The 22,828-nt window shown below is 43.0% G+C and carries 22 protein-coding genes and 1 tRNA gene; 19 read left to right on the plus strand and 4 right to left on the minus strand.

The window, feature by feature from the left end; translation table 11 throughout:
- Positions 1–4 precede the first annotated feature (4 nt).
- The 14 genes from smpB (at position 5) to AC04Q4_RS01595 (ending at position 13,575) form a co-directional block, all read left to right on the plus strand.
- Positions 5–475 carry an SsrA-binding protein SmpB gene (gene smpB / locus AC04Q4_RS01530; protein ID WP_119240624.1) on the plus strand — a complete coding sequence of 157 codons (471 nt, stop codon included), beginning with the start codon at positions 5–7 and terminating at the stop codon, positions 473–475.
- Between the two features lie 19 nt (positions 476–494).
- A complete protein-coding gene (locus tag AC04Q4_RS01535) occupies positions 495–986 on the plus strand; it encodes a hotdog domain-containing protein (RefSeq protein ID WP_476388347.1) in 492 nt (163 codons plus the stop codon).
- Positions 987–1,137: 151 nt separating this feature from the next.
- Positions 1,138–2,181, plus strand: coding sequence for a Rossmann-fold NAD(P)-binding domain-containing protein (locus AC04Q4_RS01540; RefSeq protein WP_180214659.1), 1,044 nt, complete (start codon positions 1,138–1,140; stop codon positions 2,179–2,181).
- A 14-nt stretch (positions 2,182–2,195) separates the two neighbouring features.
- Positions 2,196–2,891 carry a UMP kinase gene (gene pyrH / locus AC04Q4_RS01545; RefSeq protein WP_173756402.1) on the plus strand — a complete coding sequence of 232 codons (696 nt, stop codon included), beginning with the start codon at positions 2,196–2,198 and terminating at the stop codon, positions 2,889–2,891.
- Positions 2,892–2,929: 38 nt separating this feature from the next.
- Positions 2,930–3,481: a ribosome recycling factor gene (frr, locus tag AC04Q4_RS01550; protein ID WP_173756401.1), complete on the plus strand. Its 552-nt coding sequence runs from the start codon at positions 2,930–2,932 to the stop codon at positions 3,479–3,481.
- A 66-nt stretch (positions 3,482–3,547) separates the two neighbouring features.
- The gene (locus tag AC04Q4_RS01555) at positions 3,548–4,255 is read left to right on the plus strand and encodes an isoprenyl transferase (RefSeq protein ID WP_476388348.1); all 708 of its coding nucleotides are present in this window, start codon (positions 3,548–3,550) and stop codon (positions 4,253–4,255) included.
- 3 nt (positions 4,256–4,258) lie between these two features.
- A complete protein-coding gene (locus AC04Q4_RS01560; protein WP_476388349.1) occupies positions 4,259–5,053 on the plus strand; it encodes a phosphatidate cytidylyltransferase in 795 nt (264 codons plus the stop codon).
- A gap of 11 nt (positions 5,054–5,064) precedes the next feature.
- Entirely contained in the window at positions 5,065–6,207 is a 1,143-nt protein-coding gene (dxr, locus tag AC04Q4_RS01565) for a 1-deoxy-D-xylulose-5-phosphate reductoisomerase (RefSeq protein ID WP_476388350.1), read from the plus strand.
- A gap of 10 nt (positions 6,208–6,217) precedes the next feature.
- Positions 6,218–7,495, plus strand: a complete 1,278-nt coding sequence (gene rseP, locus AC04Q4_RS01570; protein WP_330604326.1) for an RIP metalloprotease RseP — start codon at positions 6,218–6,220, stop codon at positions 7,493–7,495.
- Between the two features lie 288 nt (positions 7,496–7,783).
- Positions 7,784–9,058 carry a peptidoglycan-binding protein gene (locus AC04Q4_RS01575; RefSeq protein WP_195456859.1) on the plus strand — a complete coding sequence of 425 codons (1,275 nt, stop codon included), beginning with the start codon at positions 7,784–7,786 and terminating at the stop codon, positions 9,056–9,058.
- Between the two features lie 219 nt (positions 9,059–9,277).
- Positions 9,278–10,336: an FUSC family protein gene (locus AC04Q4_RS01580; protein ID WP_476388351.1), complete on the plus strand. Its 1,059-nt coding sequence runs from the start codon at positions 9,278–9,280 to the stop codon at positions 10,334–10,336.
- Positions 10,337–10,424: 88 nt separating this feature from the next.
- Entirely contained in the window at positions 10,425–11,360 is a 936-nt protein-coding gene (locus tag AC04Q4_RS01585; protein WP_476388352.1) for an AEC family transporter, read from the plus strand.
- Between the two features lie 119 nt (positions 11,361–11,479).
- Complete coding sequence (locus tag AC04Q4_RS01590) at positions 11,480–12,748, plus strand: M18 family aminopeptidase (RefSeq protein ID WP_476388353.1); 1,269 nt, start codon at positions 11,480–11,482, stop codon at positions 12,746–12,748.
- 17 nt (positions 12,749–12,765) lie between these two features.
- Entirely contained in the window at positions 12,766–13,575 is an 810-nt protein-coding gene (locus AC04Q4_RS01595; RefSeq protein WP_119239890.1) for a Cof-type HAD-IIB family hydrolase, read from the plus strand.
- Positions 13,576–13,742: 167 nt separating this feature from the next.
- On the opposite strand, the gene AC04Q4_RS01600 is transcribed toward AC04Q4_RS01595, so the two are convergent.
- The gene (locus AC04Q4_RS01600; RefSeq protein WP_476388354.1) at positions 13,743–14,687 is read right to left on the minus strand and encodes an AEC family transporter; all 945 of its coding nucleotides are present in this window, start codon (positions 14,685–14,687) and stop codon (positions 13,743–13,745) included.
- A 148-nt stretch (positions 14,688–14,835) separates the two neighbouring features.
- Between AC04Q4_RS01600 and AC04Q4_RS01605 the strand changes: the two genes are divergently transcribed.
- The 3 genes from AC04Q4_RS01605 (at position 14,836) to ilvC (ending at position 17,644) form a co-directional block, all read left to right on the plus strand.
- Complete coding sequence (locus tag AC04Q4_RS01605; protein ID WP_173738738.1) at positions 14,836–15,876, plus strand: tyrosine-protein phosphatase; 1,041 nt, start codon at positions 14,836–14,838, stop codon at positions 15,874–15,876.
- 158 nt (positions 15,877–16,034) lie between these two features.
- Positions 16,035–16,532: an acetolactate synthase small subunit gene (gene ilvN / locus AC04Q4_RS01610; protein WP_195456862.1), complete on the plus strand. Its 498-nt coding sequence runs from the start codon at positions 16,035–16,037 to the stop codon at positions 16,530–16,532.
- Between the two features lie 92 nt (positions 16,533–16,624).
- Positions 16,625–17,644 carry a ketol-acid reductoisomerase gene (gene ilvC, locus AC04Q4_RS01615; protein ID WP_173738736.1) on the plus strand — a complete coding sequence of 340 codons (1,020 nt, stop codon included), beginning with the start codon at positions 16,625–16,627 and terminating at the stop codon, positions 17,642–17,644.
- A 280-nt stretch (positions 17,645–17,924) separates the two neighbouring features.
- Here ilvC and AC04Q4_RS01620 read toward each other — a convergent pair whose 3' ends face one another.
- The 3 genes from AC04Q4_RS01620 to AC04Q4_RS01630 all read right to left on the minus strand — a co-directional run bounded on the left by AC04Q4_RS01620 (position 17,925) and on the right by AC04Q4_RS01630 (position 20,763).
- On the minus strand, positions 17,925–18,818 hold the full coding sequence (locus AC04Q4_RS01620; protein WP_476388355.1) for a LysR substrate-binding domain-containing protein: 894 nt from the start codon (positions 18,816–18,818) through the stop codon (positions 17,925–17,927).
- 174 nt (positions 18,819–18,992) lie between these two features.
- Positions 18,993–20,156 carry an RNA-guided endonuclease TnpB family protein gene (locus AC04Q4_RS01625; protein ID WP_476388356.1) on the minus strand — a complete coding sequence of 388 codons (1,164 nt, stop codon included), beginning with the start codon at positions 20,154–20,156 and terminating at the stop codon, positions 18,993–18,995.
- The gene (locus AC04Q4_RS01630; protein WP_476389073.1) at positions 20,104–20,763 is read right to left on the minus strand and encodes an IS607 family transposase; all 660 of its coding nucleotides are present in this window, start codon (positions 20,761–20,763) and stop codon (positions 20,104–20,106) included. Before AC04Q4_RS01630 ends, AC04Q4_RS01625 begins: the two co-directional genes overlap by 53 nt.
- A gap of 214 nt (positions 20,764–20,977) precedes the next feature.
- On the opposite strand from AC04Q4_RS01630, the gene AC04Q4_RS01635 reads away from it, so the two are divergent.
- A tRNA-Pro gene (locus AC04Q4_RS01635) sits at positions 20,978–21,051 on the plus strand.
- A 535-nt stretch (positions 21,052–21,586) separates the two neighbouring features.
- On the plus strand, positions 21,587–22,792 hold the full coding sequence (locus AC04Q4_RS01640) for a zinc ribbon domain-containing protein (protein WP_173738734.1): 1,206 nt from the start codon (positions 21,587–21,589) through the stop codon (positions 22,790–22,792).
- Positions 22,793–22,828 lie beyond the last annotated feature (36 nt).

The following is a 22,828-nucleotide window of genomic DNA, read 5'->3' on the forward strand; positions in this document are numbered from 1 at the left end:
GAAAATGGCAAAAAAATCAGGAATGAAACTGATCGCGAATAACAAAAAAGCGTTTCATGATTATTTTATCGAAGACACCTATGAAGCCGGGATCGCACTTGCAGGAACAGAGGTAAAATCCCTCCGCTCCGGTAAATGCAGCATCAAAGAGGCTTTCGTCCGTGTGGAGAACGGAGAAGTGTATGTATATGGAATGCATATCACTCCTTATGAAAAGGGAAATATTTTTAATAAAGATCCGCTTCGCGTGCGCAAGCTCCTGCTGCACCGCTACGAGATCAACAAGATCGAAGCAAAATTAAAAGAAAAAGGACTGACACTAGTACCGCTTAAGGTCTATTTCAAGGACAGTCTGGTAAAAGTGGAAATTGGCATGGCCCGTGGTAAGAAACTCTATGACAAACGCCAGGATATTGCCAAGAAAGACCAGAGAAGAGAAGCAGAGAGAGATTTTAAGGTGAAAAATCTCTATTAAAAATGAGGGGGAATGTACCGTGGATAACGGTCAGGAAAGAAGAAAAAAGACAATAGAGGATTCTATGACAGAGCAGGTTCATCTGATCATGCAGCAGCATCTCAATGGAAGCGGAAGGCTTTTTGGCGGAGCCCTGATGCAGTGGATCGATGAGGTGGCAGGTATTGTGGCCATGCGCCACGCCGAGACACATAGAGTTGTGACGGCAGCTGTTGATAATTTTCAGTTCAAACGCGCTGTTTATGAGGGAGATATCCTGGTCTTAAGAGGATATGTGACTTACGTAGGAAAAACCTCCATGGAAGTCGAAATCGATACTTATACAGAACTGCCGGATGGCATGCGCCAGACAGTAAACCGGGCATTTTTTGTGATGGTGGCAGTGGATGAAGATCAGAAACCTGTACAGGTACCGGATCTTGTCATTTCCACAGAGGCAGAAAAAGCCAGGAATGAGGCTGCAAAAATGCGCCGTACCATGCGAAAACAGCGAAGAGAGAATGGATTCTGATATCAGATGCCGCAATTTTTCGCATAGTCTGAAAAAACTAAAAATTGTGTGAAATTCCGAATGGTCAGGTTGACAAGAAAGTGATACTCTGCAATAATAGGAAGAGATAACTAAAAAGAAAGACAGAACCATTTTATATGGAGGAGATATAATGAAGAAACGCTATTTGATCTTTGCCGGAATCCTGGCAGCGAGTATGTTTGCGGCTGGCTGTGGAAATAAGCCTTCCGTAGCACCGGAGCAGAAAGTGGAAGCAACAGCAACACCGGCAGTAACCGAGGCACCGAAGTCAGATGTAGTGGAGATGAAGACTGCAACAGATGATACAGCGAATATCAAGAATGTGATGGGAACCAAGAGTGAAACCACTACAAGTATTGTATTTACGAATAAAATGGGATCTACCATTTCAGCAATTTATGTCCGTCCGACCAGAGACGACGGGGATGACAGTGATGAGACCTGGGGTAGTGACCTTGTAAACAGTAAGTTTACATTGGCCGACAACGACAAGGCTGTTTATTATATGGAGAAAGATCAGAAGGATGATAACGGTGACACAGCGACCAGTTTTGATGTGCGCATCACATTTTCTGATGAGGAGCAGAATGAGTGCTTTTTCCGTCAGCTTCCGCTTACTGCAATCTCACAGATCAGCCTGTGCATGGATGGAGAAGGTGAAGACGGAATCCCTTATGCTACATATCTGACAAGCGGAAGCACCAAGGAGGTTTCCACTTTGAAGGATGTGAAGGCAAGACTTGGAATCGAGGATGACAGCGCGGAGAGTGACAGCACAGATTCCGTCAGCGACAGCACTGATGTTACACCAACTCCGTCAGCAGATGATGAGAGTGGTAATTCTGATGGCAGTGGTAATTCAAACAGCACGGATAATTCGGACTCCACACCGTCTGCAGATTCCACATCAAACCAGCCGTCAGCAGATCCTACTTCAGCACCGTCTGATAACAATAATGGTGACAACAATAGTGGTGATGATCTGGCTTCTGTGGCGGCAGGATATATCGGTCAGTCCATGTCAGCTCTTGAAAGCGCATGCGGCAGTCCGAACGGCAGTGATTATGAAGATGAGCCGGAATCCGGCAAGACCGGTTATTATTACTATGATACGTTTACGGTTTCCACAACTTTTGATGATGATGGCAATGAAGTTGTATCCGGCGTATGGTAAAGGAGAATAAACATATGAAGAGAGTGTTACTGAAATTAAGCGGAGAGGCTCTTGCAGGAGAGCAGAAGAGAGGTTTTGACGAGGCAACTGTCACAGAGGTAGCCAAACAGATCAGGACTATTGTTGATGAGGGACTTCAGGTAGGTATTGTTATCGGAGGCGGAAACTTCTGGAGAGGACGTACCAGCGGAGCCATGGACAGAAGCAAGGCAGACCAGATCGGAATGCTTGCAACGATCATGAATTGTATCTATGTATCTGATATCTGCAGATATGTGGGACTTAAGACAGAGGTATTCACACCATTTGTATGCGGTGCATTTACAACTCTTTATTCTAAAGATGCAGTGGAAGAGAGCTTTGCAGCAGGCAAGGTAGTGTTTTTTGCAGGCGGTACAGGACATCCTTATTTCTCCACAGATACAGCTACTGTACTTCGTGCAGTTGAGATCGGTGCAGATGCTATCCTTCTTGCGAAGGCGGTTGACGGAATCTATGACAGCGATCCGAAGGTTAATCCGGATGCCAAGAAGTATGACGAGATTTCCATTGATGAGGTAGTTGCGAAGAAACTGGCAGCTATGGATCTGACAGCTTCCATCATGTGCATGGAGCAGAAGATGCCAATGCTGGTATTTGCTCTCGATGAGAAAGACAGCATTGTGAATACCGTTCACGGCAAGTTCTCCGGAACTAAGGTAACTGTGTAATCAAATTAATAAAATAACCATACAGGGAGATATGTGAAATGGATGAGAGAATTCAGGTATACGAAACAAAAATGGGAAAAACACTGAATGCTTTGGAGAGCGAGCTTGCAACGATCAGAGCCGGACGTGCGAATCCGCATATTCTTGATAAACTTACCGTAGATTATTATGGAGCACCAACTCCGATCCAGCAGGTTGCCAATATTTCTGTACCAGAGGCACGTATGATCCAGATCCAGCCATGGGAATCCAGCATGATCAAGGCAATCGAGAAAGCTATCCTCTGCTCTGACCTTGGATTAAACCCAAGCAACGATGGTAAGGCAATCCGTCTTGTATTCCCGGAGCTTACCGAGGAGCGCCGTAAAGAACTGGTTAAAGATGTTAAGAAAAAAGGTGAAGGCGCCAAGGTCGCAGTGAGAAATATCCGTCGTGATGCAAATGACGCTTTCAAGAAACTTGCAAAACAGGATGTATCCGAGGACGAGATCAAGGAGCTTGAGGACAAAGTTCAGAAGCTTACAGACAAGTACATCAAGGAAGTTGACAAGGCAATCGAGAACAAGTCTAAAGAGATTCTGACCGTATAATTGCAGGAATACAATGATTAAGAGGGCTTCTTCGAAGAAGCTCTCTTTCTGTATGGAGGAAAAAATATGAACGTACCAAATCATATCGCGATTATTCTGGACGGAAACGGAAGATGGGCCAGGGAACGGGGAATGCCGAGAACCTACGGACATGTGAAAGGCTGTGCCAACCTTGAGAACATCTGCTACGATATCAAAGATCTGGGAGTGAAATACTTAACGGTCTATGCTTTTTCCACAGAGAACTGGAAGCGTTCCAGAGATGAGGTTGAGGCACTGATGAAGCTGTTTCGCAGCTATCTCAAGAAATGTATCAAGATTTCCAGGAAAAATAATATGAGGATGAAAGTCATTGGAGATATTAAGGCATTTGCACCGGATATTCAGCAGAGTGTCCGTGAGCTTGAGGAATACTCCAGGGATTTTGACGGAATCTATTTCCAGCTGGCATTAAATTACGGAAGCCGTGATGAGATCCGCCGTGGAATGCAGAAGATGGCCCAGGATGTAAAAGATGGAAAAGTAGAGCCGGATAGTATTACAGAGGATACGATTGAAAGCTATCTGGATACAGCAGGTGTTCCGGATCCGGATCTGATGATCCGTACCAGTGGAGAGCAGCGGCTTTCCAATTTCCTTCTCTGGCAGCTGGCTTATTCCGAGTTTTATTTCACACCGGTAGCATGGCCGGATTTCAACAAGGAAGAGCTTATTAAGGCTATCGAGAAATATAATCAGAGAGACAGACGTTACGGCGGTGTTAAGGAGGAGTAATTTATGTTTAAGACAAGACTGATAAGCGGTATCATCCTTGTCATCATTGCCCTTGCAACGATCATTTCCGGCAGCTGGATATTGTTTTTTACACTTCTGACTGTTTCACTGATCGGAATGCGTGAGCTTTACAATGTGATGAAGGTAAGTGATGAGCATGTTACTGTGCTGGAGCTTGTGGGATATCTTGGAGCAGTGCTCTATTATATTGCCATGAAGTTTGATTTTGGAAACTTTGGAATGATGGCAGTTATTGTAAGTATGATCCTTATCCTGTTCGTTTATGTATTTGGATATCCGAAATACCGCGCTGAACAGGTAATGGCAGCATTCTTTGGTGTTGTATATGTTGCAGTGATGCTTTCATTTATTTACCTGACCAGAAATCTTCCGGATGGCAAATTCCTGGTATGGCTGATCTTTTTATGCTCCTGGGGCTGCGATACCTGTGCGTACTGCGTGGGAATGCTTATCGGCAAGCATAAGATGGCACCTGTCTTAAGTCCGAAAAAATCCATTGAAGGAGCTGTGGGCGGTGTTGTGGGGGCTGCACTTCTGGGAGTGATCTATGCAGCAGCAACACAGGGGAAAATGGCTGAGTATGCCCTGATCTGCGGAGTTGGGGCCCTGATCTCCATGGTAGGCGATCTGGCAGCTTCGGCCATCAAAAGAAACCAGAACATCAAGGACTATGGAAAGCTGATCCCTGGTCATGGTGGAATTCTGGATCGTTTTGACAGCGTGATCATCACAGCACCTGTTATTTATTATCTTGCAAAACTGATTCTTGGAATTTAGGAGATATTGAAATGAAGAATATTGCAATATTAGGATCTACCGGTTCCATTGGAACCCAGACGCTGGATGTAGTGCGGAAGAATAATGATCTTCGTGTAGTTGCAGTCAGTGCAGGTAGGAGTGTGGAAAAGCTGGAGCAACAGATCCGTGAGTTTCATCCCCTTCTGGCAGCAGTCTGGGATGAGAAAGCAGCTGAAGATCTGAAGATCCACATCGCAGATACAACAACAAAGGTTGTCAGCGGGATGGACGGTCTTCTGGAGCTTGCATCTATGCCGGAGTCCGATATCCTTGTTACGGCTATTGTTGGAATGATTGGAATCCGCCCGACCATGGAAGGAATCCGTGCAGGAAAAGATATCGCACTTGCCAACAAAGAAACACTTGTCACAGCAGGTCATCTGATCATGCCTATGGCAAAAGAGTACGGAGTTTCCATCCTGCCTGTTGACAGTGAGCACAGTGCAATCTTCCAGGCAATTCACGGAGAAGAGAAAAAAGAGATCCACAAGCTGCTGATTACAGCTTCCGGTGGACCATTTCGTGGACGTACCACAGATTATCTTAAGAACGTGACAGTGGCAGATACTCTCAAACATCCGAACTGGGTAATGGGACAAAAGATCACTGTAGATTCTGCAACACTGGTAAACAAAGGCCTTGAAGTTATGGAAGCGAAATGGCTTTTTGATATGGATCTGGATCATATACAGGTTGTGGTACAGCCGCAGAGTATTATTCATTCCATGGTGGAATTTAAGGATGGAGCCATTATGGCCCAGCTTGGAACACCGGATATGCGTCTCCCGATCCAGTACGCACTGTACTATCCTCACAGACGTTATCTGGATGGAGACCGTCTTGATTTTACGAAACTTCGCGAGATTACTTTTGAGGTTCCGGATATGGAGACATTCCGTGGCCTTCCAATGGCTATCCAGGCATCCGGAGAAGGTGGCAGTATGCCAACAGTCTTCAATGCAGCCAATGAGCTGGCAGTAAAGAAATTCCTGGAAGAAAAGATCGGATTCCTGGATATTTATGAGATTATTGCACAGTCTATGGACAGACACAAAAAAATCGCTCACCCGGATCTGGATGAGATCCTTTCTGTAGAGCAGGATACTTATCAGTGGATCGAAAGCAGGTGGTAAATTGAGATTTGTGATAGCTGTTATAATTTTCAGCGTTGTAATACTGATTCATGAGCTGGGACATTTTCTTCTGGCAAAAAAGAATCACATAGAGGTACTGGAATTTTCTCTTGGCATGGGTCCGAGAATTTTAAGCACTGTAAAAGGCGGTACCCGCTATTCCCTGAAGCTTCTTCCCCTTGGCGGTTCCTGTGCCATGGCCGGAGAGGACGCTGAGGATGATGGTCCCGGGACGTTCAATTCAGCTTCTGTATGGGGCAGGATCGCAGTTGTTGCTGCAGGACCGGTTTTTAACTTTTTGCTGGCGTTTGTGCTTTCCGTGATCATTGTAGGCTGTATTGGTTATGATCCGGCTACAGTACTGGAAGTTACGGAAGGCTCCTCCGCTGAGAAGGCAGGTCTGGAAGCTGGCGATGTGATCACGCAATATCAGGGTTATCATATTGATCTTGGGAAAGATCTCTACGTATATACTTATCTGAATGAACTGCAGGAGGAGGACACCATCCACCTGAAAGTAAAGCGTGACGGAGAGATAAAGGAAATTTCCTATAAGCCGGATGTAAATGTACGTTATCTTCTGGGCTTTAACCGCTCTGATGCAAATTCCATGACAGTGGAATCACTGATCAAGGGAATGCCGCTGGAAGAGGCAGGTCTGGAGGCAGGAGATGTAATTACCAGGATCAATGGGGTGGAAGTACCTGATGGAGCGGCTTATGAAAAATATCTTGAGAAACATCCCCTGTCTGATCAGCCGGTTACAATCACTTATGAACGAAACGGGCTGGAGTATGAGGCAGAAATTACACCAAGAGAATACAGAACTCCTGTGACTGGTTTCGGGTATAACACTTACAGCGAAAAAACTTCCGGTTTTAATGTGCTGAAATATGGTGCTGTGGAAGTAAAATATATGATCCGCACCACGATTCTGAGTTTGAAAGAGCTGGTAAGCGGCCATCTCGGGATGAAGGACTTAAGCGGTCCGGTTGGTGTGGTAGATGCCATTGGTGATACTTATGAGCAGTCCAGGAACGAAGGAACACTAATGATCTGGATGAACATGCTGAATATGGCAGTTCTTCTTTCTGCCAACCTTGGTGTTATGAACCTGCTTCCCATTCCTGCACTGGATGGAGGAAGACTGGTATTTCTGCTGGCAGAAGCCATCCGCAGAAAACCGGTCAACCGTCAGATAGAAGGAATGGTCCATTTTGCAGGACTGATGCTTTTGATGGCGTTGATGGTTGTGGTGATGTATAATGACATTCTGAAAATATTCTGATATCTGGAGAAATAAGGTGAATATATGGTGCTGTATGATCTCATGGAAGATGATACAGCACTTTTTCTATTATTGTGGAGTATTTATTGTATAATAGACGCATTGGGCAAAGAAATTCATGGCGAGCTGCAGAAACGGATGAGTCAGCAGCGCAGATGAACTTGATGATATTCAGGATGAAGAGGATTACTGGGAGGAAGCATAGTAAAAAATATGGCATTTTTTGATTTTAGGCATATACTGACAGAGAGTTAATGTGTATTGAGATACAAAAAGGAGTCTCTGTTTATGAAAAATCATTCTTATATTTCCATGCAGCAGGATACCCCGGATCAGGGACAGCTGCAGGTGACGGTGTGGGATGGAGTAAATAACCGTCCTGTTGAAAATGCAAGAGTACGGATTTCATACACGGGTATGCCGGACAATATCATCGAAGAAATACGTACGGATTCCTCCGGAAAAACGCCTCTTCTGGATCTGGCGGCTCCGCCTTTGGAATACAGCATGAAACCGGTAGAGCAACAACCTTATTCAGAATATACAGTTCAGATCAGTGCAGATGGTTTTGAACCAAAAGAAGTGGCAGGAACAGAAGTACTTCCTCATTCAATCTCTTGGCAGGGTGCATCTCTCAGGCGGCAGCAGGGAAATGGGGAGGATTATCAGCGGATCGTTATCGGGCCGCACACCCTGTTTGGAGAGTATCCGCCTAAAAATCCGGAAGCAGAGATTAAGCCGGTAAATGAATCCGGAGAGATCGTTTTGAGCAAAGTGGTGATTCCGGAGTACATCGTAGTCCATGATGGTCCGGCAGGGGACACCAGTGCCCGGAATTATTACGTACGTTACAAAGATTATATCAAAAATGTGGCCAGCAGCGAGATCTATGCGACCTGGCCGGACGATACGATTCGTGCCAATGTCCTGGCAATCATGTCATTTACATTAAACCGGGTATATACAGAATGGTACCGGAACAAAGGCTATGACTACACCATCACTTCTTCCACAGCATACGATCATAAATGGATCAATGGCCGGAATATTTTTGACAGCATCGACAGGATTGTGGATGAGCTTTTTGAAAACTATCTTTCCAGACCGAATGTGCGGCAGCCTATCCTGACGCAGTATTGTGATGGCAGACGGGTGCAGTGCAGGGATCGTGGCTGGATGACACAGTGGGGAAGCAAGTCTTTGGGAGATCAGGGATATTCTGCAATTGAGATCATACGGAGCTTTTATGGAAATGATATGTATATCAATGTAGCAGAGGCAGTTTCCGGGATTCCTGCATCCTGGCCGGGATATGACCTGACAATTGGTGTTACCGGGGAAAAAGTGCAGCAGATTCAGGAACAGCTTAATGCTATAGCAAAAGCCTATCCCGCAATTCCAACTGTGACTGTGGATGGTATTTACGGCCCCGCGACAGCTGCTTCCGTAAAAAAATTCCAGAATGTGTTTGGGCTTCCGGCTTCCGGAGTGGTGGATTATCCTACATGGTATAAGATCCAGGAAATTTACGTGGCAGTTACCAGGATAGCGGAATTGCGATAATACAGATAATAGTTATAAAAAGATACGCATAAAAAATATAATTGCAGATTTCAAAAGGAACAAAAATTTACAGTTTTTGAAAAAAGTATTTGACCTTTCAGAATAAACCAGGTATAATGGCTGTTTGTATATTTGAATGCAGATCGCAAAACGATCGTGTTCATGAGCATATGGCAGAGCGGAATGCGAATGTCCGCTTTATAAAAGGAGCGATGAAAAATGACATTTTATCAGGAACTGCAGTTAAGCTCAACAGGATCCAAACAGCTGATACGGAATACCACAGACAAAAAAGAAAAAAGAAGGCACATTCTGATCTATAATTTTAAAGTATATCTCGTTATGGCCTTCTGCGTAGCTGTTGTTACGTTATACAGCAAGATAACAGGAAATGACAACAGTGTTGTAGGCGTAACTGTACTTTTGGCAATGCTGGTCTTAAGACAGGCAGATTTTGGGATACGAACCACGCATGGACTTTTATCCATTGCCGGGATTTTTGGGATTTTGATCGCAGGTCCCAGACTTTCCAACATGGTTTCTCCGATACCGGCGTTTTTGATCAATGCAGTGAGCATTCTGCTTCTGATGATTCTTGGATGCCACAATGTAATTATGTATAACCATTCTACCTTTGTACTGGGATATCTCCTGCTGATGGGATATGATGTGACGGGAAAAGCTTATGTATTGCGCGTGGAGGGGCTTCTTGTGGGAATGGTTCTCTGCATGGTGATCTTTTACAAGAATCAGAAGAACCGTCCGTATCGCAGGACATTTCCGGATCTGTTTCGGGAGTTTAATCTCTGTTCTTCCAGAGGCAGATGGTATTTAAGACTGACACTGATTGTTTCAAGTGCCATGTTGATCATGTCCCTTCTTGGACTTCCGAGAGCTATGTGGGCAGGAATCGCCTGCATGTCCGTATGTCTTCCGTTTACAGAGGACTGCAAGACCAGAGCAGGAAAAAGAGGTATGTTTAACATTGTGGGATGTCTGCTTTTTGTTGTGCTCTATCTGGTGCTTCCGAAATCCATGTATCCTTACATTGGAATGATCGGCGGAATCGGTGTGGGATATTCCGCAGGCTACGCATGGCAGACGGCGTTTAATACTTTTGGTGCGCTGTCCATTGCAGCAGGGCTTTTCGGAATGCCGGCAGCAGTGCTGCTTCGTATCGGGGCGAATGTATTTGGGGCTGCTTATACAATGCTCCTGAATAAGCTGGGAGATAAGATCGTACAGCAAAAGCACGTTGTCAACGTGAGTCAGATGTGATAGTATAAAATTCATAAAGGCAAAATAATGCATCGCAGAGCCAAAGGCCGGGTGCATTATTTTTTTGGACAAAAAGGAGTCTCAGAAGATGAATATGTTAACAATTCTATTACAGCAGATTGGGATGTTCGTGATCTACATTATCACGGGCATTATCCTGATCCGCACGAAAGTGCTGACAAGAGAAACCCTGGAGGTGATTTCCAGATTTGTGATCAAACTGGCACTTCCGGTTATGATCTTTATCAATACAGTTGACGGTGTAGACCGCAGAACATTTTTTTCATCCTTATCGATTCTTGCGATTGCAGCATCTATGTACATTGGGCTTTTGATCCTGGGAAAAATATCCGGAAAAATATTTCGGCTGAAAGGTGATCATCTGCAGCTGTACCGGGCGATGGTCGTATTTGGAAACGTAGGATTTATGGGAATTCCTATTATTACCAGTATTTATCCGGAAAAAGGAATGCTGTACATATCTGTTTTTACGGTCATTGACCAGCTGATGCTCTGGACCCTGGGTGTGAAGCTCACATCTCCTGCAGAAAAAGAAAGTGGGAAATTTAATCCCAGGAAACTCATTAATCCTGTCGCAGTGGCAATTATACTTGCCATGCTCTGTGTGCTGACCGGGATCCATTTGCCATTGATCCTGGATACTGCACTGCAGAAAATGGGAGCTACCGCAACACCCCTTGCCATGATCTATCTGGGAGGAATCTTTGCCTGCATTGATGTGCTGAAATTTATCAAAGTACCGGATTATTATGGAATCGCTTTGATAAAGATGGTGCTATTTCCCATACTTTTCTATGTTTTGCTGGGATTTTTCCCGATTCCTTCAGATATCCATATGACAATGGCACTGGCTTCTGCCATGCCGGTAATGTCTTCTGTGGTAATGATGGCCAATGCTTCAGGTTCTGACGGAGATTATGCAATGGGAGGAATCCTGGTTACTACAGTATGTTCTATTATAACACTTCCGGCTGTATCCTGGATCTTTCAGATGATCGGTTAAAAGTATTGCTACGGAAAATATTTTGCCGTATAATGTGCAGTAGCAAAAGGTTACTGCGCATTTTTGTGAGTGTAACGTAAAACGGCCTGATTTCCGGCCGGTCAGAGGAGAAAACAGACATGTACGAAGAGACAACAGAGAAACTTTTGGAATTTATCAGCAGCAGTCCAACTGCTTTTCATGCGGCAGAAACAATAAGAAAACGTTTTCTGGAAGAGGGCTTTACAGAACTGAAAGAGGAAGAACACTGGGAGCTGGAAAAAGGCGGAAAATATTTTGTCATGCGAAATCATTCTGCGATTATCGGTTTTTCTATTCCAATGAATGATTCCGGAAGATACCATATTATTGCGAGTCACAGTGATTCTCCGTCCTTTAAGATCAAAGAAAATCCGGAGATGTCTGTAGGTGGAGCTTATGTGAAGCTGAATGTGGAACGGTACGGTGGAATGATCCTTTCCACCTGGTTTGACCGTCCTCTTTCTGTGGCAGGCCGAATGATCGTGCGCAAAAACGGCAAGATCCTGGAGAAGCTTATAAACATTGACAGAGATCTTGTGATGATTCCGAGCCTTGCCATTCATATGAACCGGGATATTAACGGTGGATATCATTATAATGTGCAGAAGGATATGCTGCCTCTGTACAGCGGAAATGGTGAAAAAGGAAAGTTCCTGGATATGATAGCGGCAGAAGCAGAGGTTCGTCCGGAGGATGTCCTGGGGCATGATCTGTTTTTGTACAACCGTATGTCTGGAACTGTATGGGGAGCCAGAAATGAGTTTGTATCAAGTCCGAGACTGGATGATCTGCAGTGCACTTTTGCATCCCTGGAGGGATTTTTGCAGGCAGATAAAAAGAAAAATATTGCAGTCCATTGCGTTCTTGACAATGAAGAAGTAGGAAGCACCACCAGGCAGGGTGCAGCATCTGCATTTCTCAAGGATGTGCTGTACCGGATCAATCTGGCACTTGGCGGGGATCATGAGAGCTACCTTATGGCACTTGCGGAGAGTTTTATGATCTCTGCAGATAATGCACATGCGCTTCATCCAAACTATACAGATAAGTCAGATCCTGTGAACCGCCCGACAATGAATGGCGGAATCGTGATCAAATATAATGCAAATCAGAAATACTGTACAGATGGAATTTCAGCAGCAATCTTCAAGGAACTTTGCAGGGAAGCGGAGGTTCCATATCAGACATTTGTAAACCGTTCAGATATTGCAGGTGGTTCCACACTTGGAAATATTTCCAACACACAGGCTGCCATGAATACAGTGGATATTGGCCTTCCGCAGTTGGCTATGCACTCAGCTTATGAGACAGCAGGAGTGAAGGATACAGAGAGTCTGGTTCGCGCAGCAAAAGTATTTTACAGATGATATGGGAGACATGAGAAATGAGAAAAAAAGCGGTTTTTTTTGATGCAGACGGAACGATCTGCGATATGAAAAAAGGTACTCCGGACAGTGCAATAGAGGCAGTGCGTGCATTGATAGATAATGGACATGAAGCCTGGCTCTGTACAGGAAGAAGCCGTGCCTTTGTTCCATGGTATCTGGAACAGATCCCTTTTACAGGGATGATCACTGCCTGCGGATCTACCATAGAGAAAGACGGGAAGAGGCTTTTTAATAAAGAAATGACACCGGAAATTGCAAAACTCTCCGTGGAAGTATTAAGAAAATATGGTCTGATCCCGGTGATGGAGGGTGCAGACTATATGTATTATGATAAGGACGAGTATACGGATGAAGTAAACTGGTATGCAAGCCTGATCACAGAAGCACTGGGAGATAAGTGGAGACCGATCCGGGGTAATGAAGACTGTATGCAGATCAATAAGATCAGTGCAAAAATGACGGCCGGCTGCGATGCAGAGGCTGCACTTGCCGTCTTAAGTGAGTATTATGATATCATCCGTCATGAGGGCAGCAGCTCTTTTGTTGGAAATACTATCGAGCTTGTTCCCAAGGGCTTTAACAAAGCTGTTGGCATTGCTGCAGTGATACGCCTGTTTGATATTCCGTGGGAAGATACTGTGGTATTCGGAGACAGCAACAATGACCTGGCTATGTTTGAATATGCGGCCACCAAGGTTGCTATGGGAAATGCTTCCCCGAAGATCCAGGAGCTGGCAGATCATGTTACGTCCGATATGTTCCATTATGGAATCAGGGACGGTCTCCGGTATCTGAAACTGATATAGACTGAATATTTGTACAAAATGCAGAAATAAAAATGCTGTAAGAACTGTTTGGAAGCAGACAGCTCTTACAGCATTTTCTGTATGAAACGGGCTATGTCTTTAGCTGGTAGTTATGCTCCGTGTTACGCAGAGTGGCAATGTTTATATCCTGCTGCAGATAAGCCGAATCAGATAAGCCCAAGGTTCTTACAGATAAACAGCCATAAAGTCAATGTAAACGCACTGAAAACTGTAGTAAGAAGAACAACTCCGGAAGAGAAGGAACCTTCATGATCCATATTTTTTGCCATAACAAAACAGGTTACTGTGCTGGCAGAACCAAGCATGATGATAATGGAAACCAGCTTATCCTGTGTGAATCCGCAACGGATGGCCAGCGGGAGAAAAAGTGCTTCATAGCCGACAAGCTTCATAAAAGTGCAGGCAACAGAAGCCTTCAGTCTGGAGAATGCTTTACCAAAACGGAGAGAACCTCCCATGGCCATCAGACCAAGGGGTGTGGCTGTTTTTGCAAGGTTTCCGACTGTGGAATCCAGAATCTTCGGAAATGGGAGACGGAGCAGAGACCATAATGTACCGGCTGCAATTCCAAGAATAATTGGGTTGGTGATGATGCCTTTTAAAGTACGCTTCAGAACAGCACCATTCAGTTTACCCTGACCTGGTTTGAATATGGAAAGAATCACAACAGCCATAACATTGTAAAGAGGTACACTTGCAATGATCATCAGCGGAGCCATTCCGGCGTTTCCATAAAGGTTCTGGATAATGGCGATACCCAGGATCGCAGCACTGCTCCGGTAAGATGCCTGGATAAATTCACCGCGTATATCTGAAGGATGAAGGAATCGGGACAGAAATACGGAGATGATAATGCTTACAGAAGTGATACTAAAACAGAAGGCCACCATCCTGAAATCCCAGGCTTTGTAAATATCGATCTTGGCAATATCCTGAAAAAGAAGCACAGGTAAAGGTACAACAAATACGAATTTATTCATACGGCTGACAAATGCATCGTCAAAAAGTCCGATCCTCCGGAAAAAATATCCGAGAAGCAGCGTAAGAAAAATCGGAACAGTTACATTCAGACAAAAAACAAGATTTTCCATAAAGAAACCCTCCCATGGGTAAATATCTTCACTTATTATATCGAAACCATGAAAAATGTCAAACAAGGTATACGGAACGGAAAATTTCTGGTATGATAAAGTGTGTCCCGAAAAGGATGCAGGGGTTGAGAAGGAGAAAGGAAAGAAAATGAGATACGGAAAGATACGGATCGAAGATGGATTTTTTGTGTTTAACAGGCACATGATGCTGAACAGCCTTCCATGCAGGGATATTGTCTGGGCGTATATGCGCCGGGAAGGTGCGGATAAAACCGGAGAGAAACAGCTGATCATCAACTATCTGGTAATCATAACACGACGTCAGAAACGTTATAAATTCGATATGACTGAACAGGAGGTCCAGGATTGTCTCCGGCTTCTTAAATTGCTGAATCCTGATATGGCCGTAGGATTTCCCAAAGGCAGCAGGCTTCCACTGAAGAATCTTCCCAACACCAGGGATCTTGGAGCACTGATGACAGAGAATGGTTCACATATTCTTCCGAGAAAGCTTCTGCGCAGTGGCGAGATTTATCATGCTTCCATTACAGATACCCGGATCCTTGCAGAGGAATATAATGTAAAAACAGTGATCGATTTCCGTTCAGCAGCTGAAGTAAAGAAAAAACCGGACGATATCATGGCTGGTGTGGAATATTACCATATCCCGATCCTGGATGAGGAGAGCGGAGGAAGAAGCTTTTTTGAACAGGTGATGTCCTGCTATGGGGATACTGATAAATATATGATAAACAGATACCGCAGTTTTCTGAATGATGAGTATTCTCTGAAACAGTATGCACGTTTTCTTGATGTACTTCTCCATGTAAAGAACGGGGCAGTGATCTTTCACAGTGGAACAGGAGAAGACAGAGCCGGAGTCGGAACCGCACTGCTGCTTTTGGCACTGGGCGTACCGAAAGAGACAATACGAAGAGATTTTATGCGTTCCAATCCATGTCTGGAGGAAGAACTTAAATATATGCGCAGGCTTTACCGGGCTTACCGTCCTGAGAACAGTCAGAAGTTTGCCAATCTTACTGCTTTTTATCAGGTAAAAGAATCCTACATTAATATCATATTTGATCTCATTGAGAATGAATACGGAGGGGGAGAGAGATTCCTTCGTAAGAAGCTTTATCTGACTGCGAAAGCAACAGAAGAGCTGCGCAAAAAATATCTGATCTGATGTAAACTCTTTATTAATTTGAAGGTGTCTTACGAGAAATTTTGATTGACAAAATTTTCGAAGTTGCTATAATGGTAAGAAAGCAAAGATTTATTAGATTAAAGCGTTACTTGACGAAGTCAGGTTTCTTTACATAACGTTTTGAAAGCAGGTGTATTATGGAAAAGAGAATACTATCCATTCTTGTGGATAATACCTCAGGAGTCCTTAGCCGTGTGGCTGGTCTATTCAGCCGCCGTGGATATAATATTGACAGCATTACAGCAGGTGTGACTGCAGATCAGAGATATTCCCGCATGACAGTTGTATGCGAGGCGGATGATCAGATGATACAGCAGATTACGAAACAGCTTGCCAAACAGGAGGATGTGAGAGATGTCAAGGTTCTGGAGCCGGATGACAGTGTTGCCAGAGAATTAATGCTGGTGAAGGTTGCCGTAAAGCCGGAACAGAGGCAGGGAGCACTTTCAGTTGCCGATATTTTCCGTGCCAAGGTAGTGGATGTAAGTAAGGATTCTCTGATCATGGAGATGACAGGAAGCCAGAACAAGCTGAAAGCTTTTATTGAACTGATGGCTGACTATGAGATCCTTGAGCTTGCAAGAACAGGAATCACAGGGCTGTCCCGCGGCAGTGATGATGTGAGATTTCTGTAAGATACATATGTTTGCTAGGAGAGCAGGCACTCTCTTAACGATAAATAATTTTTATGAAGAAGATGTGATGAACATCAGAGGAGGAACGCAAAATGGCTAATAAGATTTTTTATCAGGAAGACTGTAATTTGAATTTACTGGATGGTAAAAAAATTGCAATTATTGGATACGGAAGCCAGGGACATGCACATGCTCTGAACTTAAAAGATTCCGGATGCGATGTCATTATTGGTCTGTACGAAGGCAGCAAATCATGGAAGAGAGCTGAAGAGCAGGGCTTTAAGGTATATACAGCAGCAGAGGCTGCTAAACAGGCAGATATCATTATGATCCTTATTAATGATGAGTTACAGGCTAAACTTTACAAAGAGTCCATCGAGCCGAACCTTGAAGAAGGCAATATGCTTATGTTTGCTCATGGTTTCAATATCCATTTCGGATGCATCAAGCCACCGAAGAACATTGATGTAACAATGATCGCTCCTAAGGCACCTGGCCACACAGTAAGAAGTGAGTATCAGGCTGGAAAAGGAACACCTTGTCTTATCGCTGTAGAGCAGGACTATACAGGAAAAGCTCAGGAGCTTGCACTTGCATATGGTCTTGGTATCGGCGGAGCAAGAGCTGGTCTTCTTGAGACAACATTCCGTGTAGAGACAGAGACAGATCTTTTCGGTGAGCAGGCTGTACTTTGCGGTGGTGTTTGTGCACTTATGCAGGCTGGTTTCGAGACACTTGTTGAGGCTGGTTATGACCCAAGAAACGCATACTTCGAGTGTATCCATGAGATGAAACTGATCGTTGACCTGATCTATCAGTCAGGATTCGCAGGAATGAGATATTCTATCTCCAACACAGCTGAGTACGGCGATTACATCACAGGACCGAAGATCATCACAGAAGATACAAAGAAAGCTATGAAGAAAGTTCTTTCCGATATCCAGGATGGTACATTCGCAAAAGACTTCTTACTCGACATGTCCGATGCAGGTGCACAGGTTCACTTCAAAGCTATGAGAAAATTAGCTGCTGAGCATCAGTCTGAGAAAGTCGGCGAAGAGATCCGTAAACTCTACAGCTGGAACGGCGAGGACAAACTTATCAACAACTAAGCAAAAATTATTACAAAGTAATAATTTTTGCGCTACTCGAACGAAGCGAAGCGTAGTTTGAGTCATTGTTGAACAATAATTTTTGCGCTACTCGAACGAAGCGAAGCGTAGTTTGAGTCATTGTTGAACAATAATTTTTGCGCTACTCGAACGAAGCGAAGCGTAGTTTGAGTCAATTGCGGACTTTAGAATCCCATCGGATGTTTATATATTGAGCATCCGATGGGATTTTTTTATGATGATTATAAAATTTTTATACAGTTGATGAAGGATTAGTTTATCAGAGATCAGTATTTGCTACTTCACCAAAAAACGGAGCAATCAGCGGAGAGTCCACATCTTTCTGTCGGCAGACAAATCCAATTTCCCGTGGTGGAAAAGAAAAGCCTACAGGTACCTCAACCAAGGTACCTTCTTCCAGCTCTTTTTCCACAAAATCCCGGATCACACAGGCAACACCAAGACCGATCTCTGCAAACTGGATCAGAAGATCCATAGTTGTTACTTCCAGGATATGGCTTAGTTCTACAAGATGATCTTTCAGCTGTGTGTTCACAGTTTGCCTTGTAATATTATCCTCATCCAGCATCATAAAAGTTGCAGTCTGAAGCAGTGGCTCACCGGGGTACAATTTCTTCTGGTTCTGAAGATACTGCTCTGTGCATACAAATGTATCCCGAATCTGAAGGAGAGGCTGAAAAAAATATCCCCGGAGTTTCTGTGGTCGTCCGATCAGACCGAGATCAATTTTTTCTTCATCCAGAAGCTGCAGGGTCTGATAGGTGGACTGGCAGGAGATGGTAATACGCACATGAGGAAACTGATCTATATAATCCTTCAGATGGGAAAGAAGTACGTATTTGCTCAATGTGGAGCTGGCTCCCAGCCGCAGCTTAGGAATATTTCTGGAACGGTTATGGCGGATTGAATTCTCACCTTCATCCAGAAGCATGAGAGCAGCTTTTACCTTCTCGAAAAGAAGCTCTCCGTCAGGAGTTAAAGTTACACCTCTGGAATTCCGGTTAAAAAGAACAGTATCCAGATTTCGTTCCAGCTTCTGTATAGCCTTGCTGATCGCGGGCTGACTGATATAAAGATCCCTGGAACTATGGGAAATACTGCCTGTGCTGGCAACAGTGTAGAAGATGTGGTAGAGAGAAAGATTTTCCTGCATATGGTACCGTTACTGAAAACTTATAAAAAGTTATAAACTTCTATGTTTCATTCCTACTTCAACGAGTATGCTTTTGATGATATAAATATCTATCTACTCACAAGTTCTTGTACTCTCCATAGGCGTAAATTCCGGATTAACGTACCCGTACATATTTGCACTAACGTTTTAGTGTTAGCTTGCAAATCTTTCTCCATAAGCCTTGAGATTTATAGATGCCTGAAAATCTCTATCAATGACATTTCCACAATCACATTTATAAATTCTGTCAGATAATTTCAAGTCTTTTTTAATATTTCCACAACACCTGCAAAGCTTTGATGATGGATAAAACCGATCAGCCACAATAAGCTGAATCCCTTTATCGCTGCACTTGTGTTCAAGCTGCTTTCTAAACTCAAAAAAACCCTGATTCTGAACTGCTTTTGATAAATGTCTATTTTTCATCATTCCACTAACATTCAAATCTTCAATACAAATAAATCTTGGTTTTCGATTTACAATTTCAGATGTAGTCTGATTCAAATAGTTCTTACGGATATTTGTTAATCTGTGATTTCGTTTTAATAAAAGTTTTTCCTTTTTGATTACATTATTTGTTTTGCAGTAACTTTCTCCTTTCTTATTTTTCTCGTAAGAGCGAGAGATACTACGCTGTAATCTGCGTTTCTGTTTTTCTAGTTTCTTTACTTTCTGACTTTTATTGATGTTCTTATACTTAGCTCCATCAGAGCAAATAGCCAGATCTTTGATTCCTAGATCTATACCAATTCCATCATCATTAAGTTTTTCTATGCAATCAGGCAATTCTACACATACGCTGATCCACCAGTTCAATCCGTCAAAGGATATTCGCGGATTCATATATTTAGCATCTGTAGGAATACGACCATGCTCTGCAAGTCTTACCCAATTTAGTTTTTGTTTATTTCTTTTCCTGCCCGAAGAAAATCCTTCAAACTTAACATGAGTATTGCTGAATTGTATCTTAATATTATCCTGATAGAACTTCGGTGTTGATTTCTTTTTAGACTTAAACCTCGGATATTTTTGCAAACCTTTAAAAAAGTTCTTATAAGCAGTGCAGGCATCTTTGATTGCCTGTTTGGTTACATTATTTGAAATACTCAATAACCATGCGTATTCATCAGAATGTCTAAGCTTTGTAAATTCTTTTCTGAGTTCTGCATCTGAAATGAATTTTCCGCCTTTTTCATAGTTTTCTATTTCCCTTGCCAAAGCCCAGTTATAAGCAAATCTTGAAGCACCTGCGTACTGAAACATCTTAGTTTTCTGTACATTGTTTGGTATCAACATTGCTTTTATGGCTTTTACCATCTACTTCCTCCTGTATCAGTTCCCGGATAAGTTTCTTAGCTTTATTCGCTCGTTTTCCTTGTAATTTGCAACTGAATACTGTGATTATCTGAACCAGATCTTCAACAAGTTCCTGCTGTTCGGATTTTTCAGTATTATCAATAATCTCAATCTCACAATTATAAAGCGAAGCGGTATATTCTATCAATTCAAAACCAAATCGCAATAGCCGGTCTTTATATAAAACAACAACCTTTTCAACCTTATTTTGAGATATTCGCCTGATCAATTCCTGGAGTCCTTTTTTCTTATAATTAATTCCGGAACCGATATCACTTATTATCTCAAATGGCTGTCCTTTTGCCAGAAGATATGTCTTAACATTATCAATCTGTCGTTCCAGATCATCTCTCTGTTTATGGCTGGAAACGCGACAATATCCAATTGTAATGCGATTTTTAGGCTTTACATTTATTACCTGGTTGAGTTGCTCGTCAGAATAATATCTATAGCCGCTTACTGTAGTATGATGCGGATGAAGTTTTCCATTGGCATCCCAATTTCGTAATGTCTGGGCGGATACGCCTATAATTTTTGAAAATTCATGTATAGAATAATATTTACTCAAAGCATCAGCTCCTTTCAATAATATTCTGCTCTAATATCTTATAAAACTCAACATGTACTTATATGATTTTATAATTTATATTTAAACTGTTAATAACCTCCTGTGACATAGTGAACGAAATAACATAAAACTATTATAACATATCACCCCTAAGATATCGCCAGGAAAAAGTGGTTGCATTTCAAAAGCATTTCTGTTATAATTTCAAATGTTGCGGGGTATGGCGTAGCTTGGTAGCGCGCACGGCTGGGGGCCGTGAGGTCGCAGGTTCAAATCCTGTTGCCCCGATAAAGAGTAAGTTTAATATGGAACAGTAAAAAAGCCTTTCAGAAAGTTAATCTGGGAGGCTTTTTGCATTACCAAGGAAAATGTGAAAACTGTCGCTAAATGTTGTATTAAGCGACGAACTTCTGAAAAATGCTGATAGTATCCGTGTTATTTTTTAAATATACAGAATGATATTGACTGCTTATTGACCACGAATAAACCATTCTGATAGCAGTTTTAGTTGAAAATTAAAGGTTTACGGGAAATTCAAATGACCACTTATTTTGACCATTTTCGATGGAGCATAGATGAGATGATTAAGATAATATACAAAAATGTTTACAAAACAGCAGAAAAAACGTCATAATTGGTCTGTTCTGCATAGCCTGCATAGCTTGACAAGGCTAAAAGTGAATGTTATCATTACATGTAGTTCAAAATTTTGGACTTATAACTTGAAAAATCCGAAAAAAATAACTGTCGCTTAATACAACATTAAGCGATAAATAAATAAAATTGGATAAGTTATATAAATAAATACGGAAGGAATATAAAAATGCCATCCACCACAGGCTACAGCATAACCACCAGAAAGCTGCGTCTTTGCTGTGGGCATCCGAACTGGCTTAGGAAGACACAGGAACTCTATAACGAGATCGAGAGCTTTTATTATGATCTGCTTTTGAAAAGAGAGGAATTGTGGGAACTGAGCAGTCAGAAAACCATGCGTGCACTGGAAGTACTTACCATTATGGGACGAGATAAAAAAATCCCGGAGGTACCAATACCCTGGGAAAAAGTTCCTCTGTATTTTCGGCGGGCAGCCATTAACAGTGCTATAGCAGCAGCAAAAAGTCACATATCCAGACAGAGTATCATTCCAGGCAGGAAAGCAGAAAAGCTTCATTCAGCAGTTACCTATTATAAAGGAATGTACAGAGATTTTTCCCATAAGGAAATCACGCTGAAGGTCTGGACAGGTGAAAAATGGCAATGGATGCGCTGCCGTCTTTATGGAGAAATATTTCCGGAACAGGCTGAGCTGATGTCACCGTCAGTAACCTATGAGAAAAAATATCTCATGCTCCATGTACCTGTAAAAGAATTCACAGCAGATACAGCAAGTGTAAAACAGCGTATACAGGAAGGACGCAGGATCTGCGCCATCCAGTTTACAAATGGAGATGCTTTTGCTGTAGGTACTGTATGTGATGGAGCTGGCAAAGAAATTGCTGTGAAATTCTGGAGCGGAGGCAAAGAATATACTCACCGATGTAATCAAATCCAGAAAAAGATCGAGAAAGCCCGAAAGTCTCTTGGTGAAGAGAAGCAGCCGGGAGAAAACAGGAAACACTGGATGCGGCTGAAACATCTGTCTGAATATTATGCCCATGAGGTCAGCGCACAGATCATTAAATTCTGCCTGAAAAATCAGGTATCAATGATCATCCTTCCGAAATATAAAAAGGAATACACGGACTATGTAATGATCGGATCAGGAAACTGGAGCACACTGCATTTAAGCACCGGAATCCGCCGCAATCTGACATACAAAGCCTGGAAAAACGGCATTCTGGTAATCGAGACCTATGCAAAAGGAATATCTGAGACCTGTGCCAGCTGTGGTGCACCGATCGTATCAGTAAACCGCAAAGCCGATGAATATATCTGCCGGAACGGTCACAGGGGAAGCAGAAGTCTGAACAGTGCCAGGAATTTAAGCCGTAAATGTATTCAGCAATTGGGAAAACAGGTGGTATAACCACTGTTTTATAGAAGCGCAAGCACAACTCAGCAG

Source organism: Blautia sp. HA8986 (assembly GCF_056504635.1).